Below are 14026 nucleotides of genomic sequence, written 5' to 3'. Positions count from 1 at the left end.
CCCTCTATGAAGAAAACACTTCTATCATTCAATTTTTAACTTCTGTTTAGGACGTTTGTTTCACCTGTTCACGTGTTAGTTCTCCAAGACTATATGTTCGTGCCTTATCATCTTTAAATGCGATATGTTTTTCTTCAAATTCTGCTGGCGATTTAAGTCCGGCCGCTGCCGCCAAGTTGAAGAGTTCCTCACGCATTGATAGGACAAAATTTGCCACACGGTATTTCTTCTCATTAATAACTAAGGCTTTTTGCAGTTTAGGATCGGTTGTTGCGACTCCAACAGGGCACGTGTTCGTATGGCATCTTTGCGCCATAATACAGCCGACTGTCATCATAAAAGCTCTGGCGATATTGACAAGATCAGCACCCATTCCAAGAAGTACTGCAACCCTGTCCGGGGTAAACAATTTTCCTGAAGCGATAATTTTAACTCTATCCCTGACACCATAATGCTTAAAAGTTTGATTAATAATCATGATGGCTGATCGAATCGGCAAGCCAACGCCGTCTGCCAGCGGTTGGAATGTCGCACCCGTACCGCCTTCACCGCCGTCAACGGTAATGAAGTCGGGTCCTTTACCAGTTTCCTTCATAAACTTAGCTAAGCTCTCCACATCTTCTGCAGAGCCGACAACAATTTTGATTCCTACTGGAAGACCGGTATGATTACGGATTTTTTCTACAAAATCTATCAAGGAAGGCACATCATGAAATTCATTGAAACGGTTGGGACTATCAACGGTTTTGTATGGTTCCAGTCCTCTGATTTCAGCAATTTCAGGGGTGACTTTGCTGCCCTCCAGATGACCGCCCCGGGCTTTTGCACCTTGTGCAAGTTTTAATTCTATGGCCTTAATTTGATCCAGCTCAGATTTTCTTTTCAATTCGTTCCAGTCAAAATGTCCGTCCTTCGTTCTGACGCCAAACAACCCGGGGCCGATTTGCAGGATGATATCTGCACCGCCCTTAAGATGATGAGGTGATAAGCCGCCTTCACCTGTATTCATCCAGGTTCCTTTGGCCATTGCCAATCCTGTAGACAATGTTTCAATAGCATGGTCGCCAAGAGCTCCGTAACTCATTGCCGACATGCCGATAAGCCCTTTAACTTTAAAAGGATGTTTGCAATTTTCGCCAATGACAACGGCATCTTCATCGGCTAATAACCATGGTTTTGATTTATCTTCATGTATTTTTTCTTTTCTTGAAAAAAGGTTTTCCTCTTTGATTTTATAAACTTTGGTGTCTACAAGATCGCTGTTATCGACACGGATATCATCCCTTTGCGTCGGAAACATTGCATTCCTGATATAATAACCTTGAGCATCAAAATCTCTCTTTGATCCAAAGCTCATTGTGCTGCTTTTATATTTTGCAGGCAAAATCACGTGCTTGTAATCTTCTCTTGAAAATGGTTTCCCGCTGTTGTCATGATCAAACAAATACTGTCTCATTTCCGGACCAATCATTTCAAAAAAGTAGCGCACTTTTCCTAATATAGGAAAATTACGCAAAATAGCGTGCTGATCCTGTTTTTCATCAAAAATATAAAGATAAATGCAAATAGCTAACGGTACTACTATAAGTAATACAACAATCACCAACAATACAACTAACAACCAAGATGCTGTACTCATTGCCGATTTCTCCCCTCTGATTCAAATCATGTCTTTCTTTTAAAATCAATCACACTTTAAATTATTTAATCTCTCTGTCAATTTCACATTTTCACTGTAATCAACTGGGCAGTCAATAACAACCGGAACGTTCTGTTTAAGAGCTTCTTCAATTGTGCTTTCAAGCTCTTCGGCTTTATTAACACGCATGCCCTTGGCACCAAAAGATTCAGCCAGCTGAACAAAATCAGGATTGCCAAATTTAATATGTGACGGCCGATGAAATTGATTCTCTTGTTTCCATTCAATTAACCCGTATCCATTATCTCTCCAAAGCAGGATAACAATCGGCAATTTTAATCGAACTGCAGTTTCAAGTTCCGCACAGCCTTGCATAAGAAACGCACCATCGCCAATTACCGCGACAACGTTCCTTTCCGGGTGCACCAGCTTAGCTGCAATGGCTCCCGGTACAGAAATCCCCATTGAAGCCAGACCATTAGAAATCAAACACGTATTTGGTTTATAAGTCGGATACATTCTTGCAATCCACATTTTATGCGCGCCAACATCAGAAATGACAATATCTTCTTCGCCCATTACTTTGCGAAGGTCATAAATAATTTTTTGCGGTTTTAATGGAAAATGATTATCAGATTCAAATTGATTAAATTCTTCTAAAACTTCTTTGCGAATTTCTTCAGTAAATTCAACAGGTTCATTTCTTTTTTCAATTTTCTCCATTAATGCTTTAAGATTCGTAGCAATATCTCCGACAATATTGCAAACTACCGGATAATGCGCATCAACTTCAGCATTTAATGTATCTATATGAAGAACTGGAATTTTCCCTTCAGGATTAAATCTTGTCGGTGGTATTTCTGTCATATCATAACCGACTGCAATGATCAGGTCAGTTTTCTCTAACGCACAATTAATATAATCTTTTCCGGAAATCCCAACCGAATCAATACTAAGCGGATGAGAAGCAGGGAAGGCTCCTTTACCCATAAATGTTGCTGTTACAGGTGTTTGAATTTTTTCGGCAAACGCCGCCAATTCTTCGGAAGAATTCGTTCTGGTAACGCCATTTCCAACTAATATTAATGGACGTTTTGCTTTATTTATAATTGCAGCGCCTTCATTAAGATTTGTTTCAGAAGCTTCCCCATTTTTTAATTCCGTAATTTTAAGAGGACTTAACCCTTCAACTTCTTTTCCTGCCACATCTTCGGGAAGATCAATGTGCGTTGCCCCCGGTTTCGCGGTCGCGGAAATCATAAAAGCCTTTCGTACAATTTCCGGAATCGTGTCTGGTGTTGAAACCGTCGCATTCCATTTTGTCACCGGCCGGTACATTGATATTAGATCATAAGCTTGGTGAGATTCTTTATGCAAGCGGTCCAAACCAGCTTGACCGGTGATAGCGACAAGAGGCGTCCGGTCCATATTTCCATCAGCAACACCTGTCAGCATATTCGTTGCACCCGGGCCCAAGGTAGACAAACAAACGCCAGGTTTGCCAGTTAACCTTCCCATAATTCCTGCCATAAAAGCAGCACCTGTTTCATGCCTTGTTGTAATAAATTCAATATTTGATGACAGTAGGGCGTCCATTACATCAAGATTCTCTTCCCCGGGAACGCCAAACATGTACTTAACCCCTTCATTTTCTAAACATCTTATTAACAAATCTGCTGCTCGCATTTAGCCTGCTCCTTTCGGTTCTAGAGGGTTAATACTTGAGGATAAAAAACAGGAATACCCTGCTTACCTTTCTTTTTTCCATATATCATTAGCTATACCCCTCACTAGTGAAAATCAAACAAAAAACTCACCTCTAATCGAATTTTAAAACAACAACAAATAAATCATTCACGCCTTTATAGTATTCTTCAATTTTATATAAATCCAATTTATTATTTGCATCAAACTCATGCATTATTGTTATTATATTTGTACAATCAAACCTAAAATTGAAACCTCTTTTAAAAGAGAACGTACTATAGTATATTTAATAACTAATAATGTAATGGAGGGTCTTGAATGTTTAAGAAATTCCTTAGGGAAATAAAACGTTCGATTTCAGAATCGAGTCACAGTGACAGACATTACAGACGATACAGTGACAGCGACCGTCATTTCAGACACCACAGTGACAGGCATTACAGACGTTATAGTGACAGCGACCGTTACTATAAAAGCTACAGTGACAGTGATCACCGCTACAGGCGATACAGTGACAGCGATCATCATCACAGACGTTATAGTGACAGCGGCGGTCATAGAAGACATCATGGCCATCACTCTCATTACGGAAGTCATTACTATAAGCGTAAAGGAGGAAGCAGCAGCAGTTAAATGAGTAACCTATGCTGCCGTTGCCTCTCAAATTAAACAATGGCGCTCCAAGGAAAGATTAATCTTTGTAAAAGGCAGAGTTCTAAACGTGACGAAAGAGCCGGTGGCGACATCATCGGCTCTCTTAATTATGGAACGGGATCAGCTAGATATGTTAGACAGGGAATGCTTCAAATCATTGCGTAATTCATGTATATCATGATAGGCATCTTCACTTTGCAGCATGCGTTTAATCATTTGTTTTGTTAAGTTAGTGATATTCAGTTCTTGTTCCCAAGGCTGCTCATCCTTACTGTCTGATTCAAATGATGAATAGAGTAAATAAAGTAAAAAATGACCCAAAGCATAAAAATCACTGCTTACATTGTTTTGCCTGCGCAGCCTTTTTTCTACAGGGTAATTTTCTAAGTTCTCAAAGTCTGAATGAATTTGATCATGTAAAAAACGTGCTAAGCCGAAATCGATTAAAAATAAATTTCCATCTGCCTTTATAACATTAGGCAGCCGAATATCCCGGTGAATGATTCCTTGTGAGTGGATGTATTCAACAATATCCAAAAGTTCTTCCATAAACAATAAAGCCTCTTTTTCTCTGTAACGATCACCTTTTGCAAATATAGCATCCTCGATATTTTCCCCATTAACATAATCCATTGCAAAAAATAGATGTCCCTTATATTGAAAACTGCTTATAAACTTTGGAATAGCCGGGTGATTTAAGACTTTCATTATAGATACTTCATTTTCGTACATTTCAATGCTTGCCTTGTCTTTTCGTCTGCTCGGTTTCACTTGCTTCACAACACAAAGCTTCCTAGTCTCCTGATCACGGCAAAGATATGTAATGCCAAAACTCCCCAAGCCTATTACCCGTTTAATATGATACCTGTCAGATATCCAAGTGTCCTCTGGCAACGGACGGTCAATTAACTTTTGCTTTAATTTTTTTATACGATAAAACAAACGATTCATAAGCACCTCAAATTTATAATCTTAAACAATACCAGTTATTTCTTATTTTTTCTGATGTAAGCATAAGAAGCATTAATTTCTCCGCCTAAAATAATAATAAGTGCTGTAATATAAAACCATAGCATCAGAACGATAATTCCGCCAAGTGTTCCGTATGTAGCGGAAAATTGCCCGAAACGATTAACATAAAAAGAAAAAGCATAAGATGCAACTTGCCACCCGACAGCTGAAATAACAGCCCCAAGAATGACTTCACTAAACTTTTGGCGCATATTGGGTCCAAAGTAATATAAACAAGCAAAAACCATAATAATAATAACAAAACTGATAAGAAAACTGATCATACTCCAAATTCTAAGAAAAGGGTCGGATATACCAAAATAATGAAAAATATATTTAGTAACAGTTGGACCAAATACGTTAATCGCTAAGGCCATAACGATGACAATAATCATCGCAATCGTCAGGATAATAGCTAATCCCCGCGCAACTACAAAAGAACGGTTTTCCTCAACTTCATAGGCTTTGTTCATTGCCCGAATAATAGCATTTACAGCATTTGACGCTGACCATATCGTGGCAATAATACTGAACGATAATAAACCGCCGTTTTTATTAAAAACATGAATGGTATTAGCCTTAATAATTCTCATAGCATCATCAGGTACATACTGCGCCAAGAAAGGCAAAACCTGATCCTGGCTTAACCCTAAATAAGGAAGAATTGTAAAGAAAAAGATGAGGAGAGGAAATAGCGACAACAAGAAAAAATAAGCCAAGGTTGCCGCTATATCTATCGCTCCATCATCATTGAATCGTTTGATTACCTGTTTGGTAAAAATCTTAAAGATTTCCCACCGGTTCCGTTTCCCCATTATTAATCCCCCCGGTTATCTTTATTTGTTCGTGTCCATTTTTGTCGACTTTTTAACATTTGTTGTTGCAGTTTTGTTCTGGTTTGATTGGTGCAGGTACATATTTGCAGATTGATTTTGATTTGTTCCTGAAGTTTGCGTGCTTGCAGGTATAACAGTTGTTGATGAAGAATCAATCATCATAACATTCTCGCCGGTGTTCCGGATTTTATGGGCGATTTGTGAAATTTCATCACCGGCTTCAACAGCATACCGATAAGCTTGCGACGAACTGTCTTTTGCATTTTTAACCTTGGTGGCAAACTCCTCAATATCCTGCGAGACTTCTTGGGCTGTCATTTTAATGTTGTTAGCCGTTTGCTGAAAATAATTTGTCACTTGCTCGGGATTTTGTCGAGCTGTATTAAAAAATTTCACGCTGTTGTCTTTAGCCGTTCTAATATCATCCCTTAAGCATTGCCTGGTTCCCCTGTCCAACAGAGAAATACCGGCGCCGACAATGCCGCCAATCAGAACAAACCTGCCCAGCTTGCTGTTTCTGTAAGAACCCATGTGGTTGCCCTCCTTTGATCAGTCTGTAATCACATGGATTACAATCATAGTTTGTTCAGAAAACACGTGAATATGTTAAGACTGGTCATACACGCTTTTACTAAATAGTGTTAAAATGCTATTAAGGATGTTCAAAATTTTTGTAAAAACTTTAACATAAAGGATGTGAGGCAATGGCATACTTGAATGTTAACCAGGTCACTAAATATGTTAAAAATAAATTATTGCTTGACAGTGTCTCATTTTCAATTGAAAAAGGGACACTTAATGGATTGACAGGTCCCTCCGGTTCCGGAAAGTCAACGTTAGTAAAGGCTATTGCCGGCATCGAACATTATACAAAAGGAACCATCGATCTTGAGGATACAGCGCTTCCAAATAGAAAAGTTCTTAAAAGAATCGGATATATGCCGCAAACTTTTGCTCTTTTCCCGGATCTTAGCGCCGACCAGCATATTAAATATTTTGCCGGTTTATATAAATTACCACGAAATAAATTTCTTAAACGTACAAATGATTTATTTGAAATGGTTCATTTATCAGATGTTATTCATCAACCGGTATATACATACTCAGAAGACATGAAAAGGCGGCTGTCACTTATACTTGCTTTATTCCATACGCCGTCGTTGGCTATTTTAGATAATCCGACAACTGGACTGGATATTTCACTGAAAGAGATCATTTGGAAGGAATTCAGGAAATTAGCAAGTATAGGCGCTTCATTGATCATTGTAACAAATGAACTTGAGGAAGCCGGTTATTGCGATCAATTATTATATTTAAACAATGGAAAAGTCATGATTCAGGGAACTGAATCAGATTTTATAGAAATGACAGGTATGAATTCACTTAAAGAATCACTTATTTTTCTGGGGAGCAATGAAGATGGCAACGAAAGCAATTCTGAAGAGACAACTTATACAAATAACACATGATATTTGGACATTAATTTTATTAATTATAGCACCGCTCTTAGTTATATTCTTTTCAAACGTTTTTTATTTAAATCATATAAAGCCCCATACCGCTCAATGGTTTTTTCAAAGCGGCTCGCTTTTATGTGTATTGTCCTTTATTTTTCCATGTTTAACAGCAGCTATAGCCATGCTGCGTGATAAAAAATTAGGGACTTTAGAGCTGACGCTTATGGCCCCTGTGACAAGAGGACAAGTGATCCTCGGATATTTAATCGGGATTGGGATTATTTTTGCTGCGCAAACTTTAATCCTTTTACTTTTTTCAATATTTATTTTTCATTGGTCCTTTTCCTGGACTTTCATATTGTTGTACATTCTGCTGTTAATTGAGTCAATAACAGCTATTGAAATCGGCCTGTTTATTGCCGCATGTGCAAAAAACCCGCTTAAAATTTTCTTATACATGACTGTAATCATTATTCTGCAAATCATTAATTGGGGGCAAACGGCCGGCTGGCTTCCGGTCATTTCTATCATTATTCCTGTTAATTATAGTGTGGACAGTGTAACATCCATGTTTCTTCATGGATATATTTTATCCGGATTTTTCTTAAACATTGCAGCTCTTATCGTATTTTGCCTGTTATTTTTTACTCTTAACATATGGGTATTGCAAAAAATCCGCCGGGTATAAAACATAACAGTCCGTTCTTGGGCTGTTTTTTGTTTTTTATTCTTTCCATTACTCACATTAAGTGACATTATTTTTAGATTTATAACATTATTTATGCTAGTAAAAAGTGGATTTGGGGTTTGTTATTCCCAACTCTTTACAAACATTTCAATGGAGCTATTACAGGGATAACACTAGGCCTGGCAAGCGATTTGGTATAAAACACTCTCGAACTATGACTTTTGAACTATAAAACTTGTAAAGTTTGTAACATAGCTTTAATGTAAAAAGTCCTATTTTCTATGATATTCTGTGAGCAGTGAAATTAAGATCATAGCATTCATAGGGAGGTTTTATTATCAAATATTTCACTCTAGCAACTGCACTAATTGTCGGTCTATTTATTTCAGCTAATATGGCATCAGCCAAAAGCGCTTATACTGTGAAAAAAGGGGATACTCTTTCCGAGATCGCCCGTTCCAATAATGTAAGTTTAAAAAATGTTCTTGAATCGAATCCTTTGATTAAAGATAAAAATCTAATCTTGATTGGTCAAACTATCAATCTGCCGGGAGAAACTTCATCAACAAAACCTGGTGAAAAACAATCAACATCAAATATAAAGGATCTATCAGCAAAACCTAGTCAAAAATCAACACCAAATATAGAGGATCTATCAGCAAAACCAAGTGAGAATCAAACAACTGCATCTGAACCAGCAGGAAAAAGCGAAACGTTCACTGTAACAGCTTATACTTCTGGAAATGAATCCACTGGTAAAAATCCTGGAGATTCAGGGTATGGCGTAACAGCATCCGGCTCTCACGTACAACAAGGTACAACGGTTGCTTGTCCTAAGTCTATCCCATTTGGAACAAAAATATATATTCCTTCTTTACATCATACGTACACATGCCAGGATCGCGGCGGTGCGATTAAAGAAGGCAGACTTGATATCTATATGAACAATTTAAAGGATGCCCAAGACTTCGGCAAAAAACAATTAAAAGTTATTATTGAGAAATAATGCAACAAAGAACCCAAGCACACGGTGCTTGGGTTCTTTGTTGATTTTATTTTTTATTTTTCGAAAAGGTTCGGGTCATTTGCTGCCATACAGAGCCTTTAGCATCTTCCCCGCCCTCAATACGGCTGATTGCCATTTTGATTTGCATGTCCACTTCAAACTCTGGATCACCTGCCGCCTCTTTTAATGCCGGTAGCGCTGATTCGTCACCAACTTCATATAGAAACATCGCTGCCCTCCATCTTACTATCCGGCTTGGATCTTTAAGGGCTTTTGCCATTTCCGGTATGGCACTTGGGTCCCCCATGTCAGATAAGCAATCCCCGGCTGTCCGGCGTACCGTTACTGTTTTATCGTGAAGTCCTTCATATAGATACGGCAGTACCTTAGAATCCTCAAGCATTCCTAAATAAACAACCGCTAATCTGCGGATAGAAACCTTTTCATCGTGCAATGCCTTTTCCAATACCGGCAAGTCTTCAAGTGATGGATCCATCCGGTCCAGCGCCGCATAGCGCTTATGCCAATCAGGGTCATCAAGCATTTCTAAAGTTACCTTTTTAAACGGCGCATGTTTTTCGTTATTGCTGTCTTGAGAATAGGCCCGCTTAACAAGTTCGTTCAACCGTTCATGGTCATAAGCTGCCGACAATTCTTCAACAATATCCTTTTCAATCTCTTCAGGATCGCCGTATCTAGGTGACTGCTCAACCCATTGCCTTTCCATAATCATATTATCTGAAGACCCTTGTGCCTCCATAATAGCGTCCATAAATCGTTTTGGCAGACCGACACGCTTCTCTTCCCCATCAATATCCAGCTTAACTTGCATTGGGATTTGCCTGAACATTTGATAGAAAACACGAATTTCCCCAAAGTTTTCTTTTGGCTGCACAGATGACTTTTCTGACGATTCATGGGATGAGCCTTCATCTTCACCAAGGACTGTTCTTACCTTTGATAAAATTTCTCCCCAATCAGCCTTAGGAAAGCGTTCTAATGCCATAAAATCGGCAACATGATAAACACCTTTAACGCCTTCTATATCAAGCAGCTCCTGGATTAGTTCCGGGGCATCGTTTTTATTATCCTGCCTGTAATTATGGCTTTTCCCGCTTGGCAGTGTTTCATCTAAAATAAGCTTCATTGTATGGGGACTCGGTGTTGGTTCGATACCTTGAAGTTTCACTCAGCTCACCTCTTATAAAATTAATTGATATTTTTTTCTCTGCAAATTTCCTCCAGAAGAGAATCAGTTCCCTTATCAATCATTTCATGAACTTCATCAAAGTTTCCGGTAAAAAACGGATCAGGTATATCTCTGACCGGCATATCATTAATATAGTCCATTAATCGTCTAACATTTGCTTTAGGCGCCTGTTCAGCAAGTTTGTTAATATTTTCGATATTACTTTCATCCATACCAATAATATAATCAAACTGATCCAAATCTTGAGATGTCATTTGGCGTCCTTTAAGTCCTTGAGATGAAATCCCTAATTCTTGAAGCTTTTTTCTTGTACCTTTATGCGGCGGCTCACCAATATGCCATCCCCCTGTCCCGGCTGAGTCAACAGTAATTTTATCTGTTAAACCCGCTTTCTCTACTTTATCCCTAAAAATTGCTTCCGCCATAGGAGAACGGCATATGTTTCCAAGACAAACAAATAAAACTTTTATCATCTGCTTTTCCTTCCTGTCTGTATTTAAATTTTAAAGATAGGACAAATGAACTAACTTTATTTATATATCTTTTATTTTATTCAAAGACCCTCTAAACTCAAAAGTAAAATAAAAATTCTATAATAACCAAATTTTTCTTTAAATAAATGGTTACCCTATAAAGTGAAACTTCCATCAGTGGGGGTTTTACGGACGGTTGCACCGGGATAAATATCTTTCATTATCCATTTTTAATAATTGTCACGCTGTACTTGCGGTTTCTTGGGCCGTCAAATTCACAGAAATGCACGCCTTGCCAAGTTCCTAAAACCAATTCACCATGATGAATGAGTATGGCTTGAGTTGTTCCGACTGTGCTTGTTTTTAAATGCGAGGCTGAATTGCCTTCACCATGGCGGTATTTAGAATGTTCCCAAGGATACACTTCATCCAAACGCATTAACATATCGTGCTTAACGTCCGGGTCGGCATTTTCATTAACCGTTATTCCAGCTGTAGTGTGCAAAGACTGGACAAACATGACACCATCCTCAACACCTTGATCTTTTAAATAAGTCGCCAGGTTATCTGTAATATCAATCATTTCATCTCTATGATGCGTTCTTAATTGGAAAGTTTGAAACATCATATCACCTCATTTTATTGAACAAATTTGAAAGGAGCTTTCATTATGAAAAAGTTTGTCTTTTTACTATTATTATGTCTCTTTTCTATCATAACAGCAGGATGCCAAAACGCCAAACAACATGAAGAAAGTGAAACCCCTGTTAATGGCAATGCTTCCGGTGGGAGGGTTGAAGCCCGACTCGCCTATGAACAAAAAGGAAATGATGTCAGTTTTAATTTTCAAGTCAAAAACCAAACGAATCATAAAGTGACCTATCATTTTCCGACGACACAAAGGTTTGACTACAAAATTAAAGATGAGGACGGCAAAGTTATTAAACATTTTTCTGAAGGGCGCTTTTTTGGTCAAGTCACAGGAACGCTTACCTTAAAACAATCAGAAACAAAGGATTTTAAGACTGAAGTATCCGACTTAAAGCCGGGACAATATACAATTATTTTTTGGCTGACAGCTAATGAAGACCAGCCTAATACCAGAATCAACTTCAAAGTGAACTAAGATTTTTCCTTCTAATACGTGTTCAAGAAGGAGGACAAAAAGAGCCGAGAAGTTCAAGGAAGCGCAGCCTCCGAGCACCGGAGTGTATGCCTTTAATACGTGAGGAGCGGAGGAGCACCGAGCAAAGCTTCACGAACTGCTACGAGCTGCGACGAGAAGTTGGCGTTACTTCCGTGAATATGCTGCGGCGCAGGAGCACCAATCTCAACCCCGTAGTCTCGACAGCTATTTTTCCCGGACTTTTTGAACATTCTCTTCTAATATCCCCAATCAATGATATGATAAAAGGGTAACTCAACGACTATATTAAGCCTCTTGAAGTTTTGCGGCGGGATAAGGAATACTCCGCAAACTTCAACGCTTGCAACAAGAGAAATTTGAAAATTTTAAATAGGGGGATTGGATGTGGAAAAGACCTTAAATCAAACATGGGATTTAGACGCCATTTTCCAAGGCGGCAGCCATTCCGAACGTTTGGATCATTTCATGGATGAACTTAAAAGCGATTTACATGCATTAAAAACCCAGTTAGATAAAACCTCCGGTCCGCAAACCATTGAACAAGCAAAAAATTGGAAAGAATATCTTTATATTTTACAAAGTATTTCAGAGCGTATCATAGAATCCAGTGCCTTTATTGAATGTCTAACGGCTCAAGATGTTAAAGACCAACAGGCAAAAATATTAAATAGTGCCGTAACATCGTTATATGCCCAATTCGAATCATGCAATACATTAATCGATAACCAAATGAATGATATTCCTGATGAAGTCTGGAATGACTTACTAAAAGAAGATGAACTTAATGAGATTGCTTTCTTGTTAAATGAGCGGAGACAAAGCGCAAAGGAAAAACTTTCAAGTAAAGAGGAACAGCTTGTCAACGCTTTGGCAATTGACGGTTACCATGGCTGGAGTGAAATGTATGACACAATTGTCGGCAACATGGCAATTCCTTTTGATCATCCTGAAAAAGGTTCCATAAAGCTTTCTGTCGGACAAATGAGCAACTTAATGTCAGACCCAAACCGGGACATACGGAAAGAGGCCTTTAAAGCATGGGAGAAGGCGTGGGATGAGCAAGCAGATCTCAGTGCCAATACATTAAACCATTTAGCCGGCTTCCGTCTTAATTTATATGAACAACGCGGATGGCATGATGTTTTAAAAGAACCTCTGGACTGCAATAGAATGTCGGCTGAAACGCTTACGGTGATGTGGGAAGCCATAAACAGTGTTAAACCGGTTTTCGCCAAATTTCTTAATCGTAAAGCACAATATCTTGGTTTAGAAAAACTATCCTGGTTTGATGTTGAAGCCCCGCTCTTTACATCAGACAAAAAAATCAGTTATGAAGACGCTGCCGAGTTTATCGTTAAACATTTTCATAAATTCAACCCAAAAATGGCTGAATTCGCGGAACAGGCGATTGAAAATCGTTGGATTGAGGCCGAAGACCGCCCTGGAAAGGCACCCGGGGGATTCTGCACCAGCTTCCCGATCACAAAGGAATCCCGGATATTCCTTACCTACAGCGGTTCTGCTGATAACGTTTCAACAATCGCTCATGAACTTGGCCATGCATATCACCAGCATGTGATGAACGATCTGCCGCATTTTGCAGGGCAATATGCGATGAATGTTGCGGAAACGGCATCAACTTTTGCGGAAATGATTGTCTCAGACGCAGCCAAACAATCAGCTCAAACAAAGCAAGAACAACTTTCGTTTTTAGATGAAAAGATTTCCCGCAGTGTTGCTCTGCTCATGAATATCCATGCACGCTTTTTATTTGAAACGAAATTTTACAATGAACGAAAAAACGGTCTGATCAGTACAGAAAGATTAAATGAACTGATGCTTGAATCGCAAAAAGAAGCCTATTGTGATGCGCTTGATGTCTATCACCCGGCTTTTTGGCAATCTAAGCTGCACTTTTACATTACCGATGTCCCTTTTTATAACTTTCCGTACACTTTCGGTTATCTTTTCAGCACAGGCATTTACGTTAAAGCACTAGAAGAAGGCCCTGCCTTTGCCGATAAATACGATGCTCTGTTAAGAGATACCGGCCGCATGAAAGTCGAAGATCTTGCCAAAAAACATTTAGATGTTGATTTAACACAGCCTGATTTCTGGCGCTCCGCTTTAAATTATTGTGTTAAAGACGTTGATGAATTTTTATCCCTTACTGAAAATTAATAAGAAGCCTTTGCTCT

At 38.8% G+C, this 14026-nt stretch carries 14 protein-coding genes; 6 read left to right on the top strand and 8 right to left on the bottom strand.

What is annotated here, in order from left to right; all coding sequences use genetic code 11:
• Positions 1-46 precede the first annotated feature (46 nt).
• Together ACFQRG_RS13270 and ACFQRG_RS13265 are read right to left on the bottom strand one after the other, a co-directional pair.
• Positions 47-1639 carry an FMN-binding glutamate synthase family protein gene (locus tag ACFQRG_RS13270; protein WP_380966748.1) on the bottom strand — a complete coding sequence of 531 codons (1593 nt, stop codon included), beginning with the start codon at positions 1637-1639 and terminating at the stop codon, positions 47-49.
• A gap of 45 nt (positions 1640-1684) precedes the next feature.
• Positions 1685-3325 carry an acetolactate synthase large subunit gene (locus ACFQRG_RS13265; RefSeq protein ID WP_380966746.1) on the bottom strand — a complete coding sequence of 547 codons (1641 nt, stop codon included), beginning with the start codon at positions 3323-3325 and terminating at the stop codon, positions 1685-1687.
• A gap of 339 nt (positions 3326-3664) precedes the next feature.
• On the opposite strand from ACFQRG_RS13265, the gene ACFQRG_RS13260 reads away from it, so the two are divergent.
• Entirely contained in the window at positions 3665-3979 is a 315-nt protein-coding gene (locus tag ACFQRG_RS13260) for a hypothetical protein (RefSeq protein WP_380966744.1), read from the top strand.
• Between the two features lie 141 nt (positions 3980-4120).
• Here ACFQRG_RS13260 and ACFQRG_RS13255 read toward each other — a convergent pair whose 3' ends face one another.
• Genes ACFQRG_RS13255 through ACFQRG_RS13245 form a run of 3 tightly spaced genes read right to left on the bottom strand, consistent with a single transcriptional unit; the run spans position 4121 to position 6378 of the window.
• Positions 4121-4951: a serine/threonine protein kinase gene (locus ACFQRG_RS13255; protein ID WP_380966742.1), complete on the bottom strand. Its 831-nt coding sequence runs from the start codon at positions 4949-4951 to the stop codon at positions 4121-4123.
• Positions 4952-4986: 35 nt separating this feature from the next.
• Positions 4987-5826 carry a YihY/virulence factor BrkB family protein gene (locus ACFQRG_RS13250; RefSeq protein ID WP_380966740.1) on the bottom strand — a complete coding sequence of 280 codons (840 nt, stop codon included), beginning with the start codon at positions 5824-5826 and terminating at the stop codon, positions 4987-4989.
• A 21-nt stretch (positions 5827-5847) separates the two neighbouring features.
• Complete coding sequence (locus tag ACFQRG_RS13245) at positions 5848-6378, bottom strand: YtxH domain-containing protein (protein ID WP_380966738.1); 531 nt, start codon at positions 6376-6378, stop codon at positions 5848-5850.
• Between the two features lie 173 nt (positions 6379-6551).
• Between ACFQRG_RS13245 and ACFQRG_RS13240 the strand changes: the two genes are divergently transcribed.
• The 3 genes from ACFQRG_RS13240 to ACFQRG_RS13230 all read left to right on the top strand — a co-directional run bounded on the left by ACFQRG_RS13240 (position 6552) and on the right by ACFQRG_RS13230 (position 8998).
• Positions 6552-7316 (top strand): ABC transporter ATP-binding protein, encoded by a 765-nt coding sequence (locus ACFQRG_RS13240; RefSeq protein WP_380966736.1) that lies wholly within the window; start codon positions 6552-6554, stop codon positions 7314-7316.
• The gene (locus tag ACFQRG_RS13235) at positions 7267-7992 is read left to right on the top strand and encodes an ABC transporter permease (RefSeq protein ID WP_380966734.1); all 726 of its coding nucleotides are present in this window, start codon (positions 7267-7269) and stop codon (positions 7990-7992) included. The genes ACFQRG_RS13240 and ACFQRG_RS13235 overlap by 50 nt, the downstream gene beginning before the upstream one ends.
• 421 nt (positions 7993-8413) lie before the next feature.
• A complete protein-coding gene (locus ACFQRG_RS13230) occupies positions 8414-8998 on the top strand; it encodes a 3D domain-containing protein (protein WP_380966732.1) in 585 nt (194 codons plus the stop codon).
• A gap of 46 nt (positions 8999-9044) precedes the next feature.
• On the opposite strand, the gene ACFQRG_RS13225 is transcribed toward ACFQRG_RS13230, so the two are convergent.
• The 3 genes from ACFQRG_RS13225 to ACFQRG_RS13215 form a co-directional block, all read right to left on the bottom strand.
• Positions 9045-10187 carry a conserved virulence factor C family protein gene (locus tag ACFQRG_RS13225; RefSeq protein WP_380966730.1) on the bottom strand — a complete coding sequence of 381 codons (1143 nt, stop codon included), beginning with the start codon at positions 10185-10187 and terminating at the stop codon, positions 9045-9047.
• Positions 10188-10207: 20 nt separating this feature from the next.
• Positions 10208-10681 (bottom strand): low molecular weight protein-tyrosine-phosphatase, encoded by a 474-nt coding sequence (locus ACFQRG_RS13220; RefSeq protein ID WP_380966728.1) that lies wholly within the window; start codon positions 10679-10681, stop codon positions 10208-10210.
• Between the two features lie 220 nt (positions 10682-10901).
• Positions 10902-11306, bottom strand: a complete 405-nt coding sequence (locus tag ACFQRG_RS13215; protein ID WP_380967032.1) for a secondary thiamine-phosphate synthase enzyme YjbQ — start codon at positions 11304-11306, stop codon at positions 10902-10904.
• Positions 11307-11351: 45 nt separating this feature from the next.
• On the opposite strand from ACFQRG_RS13215, the gene ACFQRG_RS13210 reads away from it, so the two are divergent.
• Both ACFQRG_RS13210 and ACFQRG_RS13205 read left to right on the top strand, forming a co-directional pair.
• On the top strand, positions 11352-11807 hold the full coding sequence (locus ACFQRG_RS13210; protein ID WP_380966726.1) for a BsuPI-related putative proteinase inhibitor: 456 nt from the start codon (positions 11352-11354) through the stop codon (positions 11805-11807).
• A 405-nt stretch (positions 11808-12212) separates the two neighbouring features.
• Positions 12213-14009 (top strand): M3 family oligoendopeptidase, encoded by a 1797-nt coding sequence (locus ACFQRG_RS13205; protein ID WP_380966724.1) that lies wholly within the window; start codon positions 12213-12215, stop codon positions 14007-14009.
• The last annotated feature ends 17 nt before the right edge of the window (positions 14010-14026 follow it).

This window comes from Scopulibacillus cellulosilyticus (assembly GCF_042665295.1).
Taxonomy (GTDB): Bacteria; Bacillota; Bacilli; order Bacillales; family Sporolactobacillaceae; genus Scopulibacillus_A; species Scopulibacillus_A cellulosilyticus.
The sequence above is the reverse complement of the archived record's forward strand: the minus strand, read 5'-3'. Positions and strand labels throughout refer to the sequence as shown.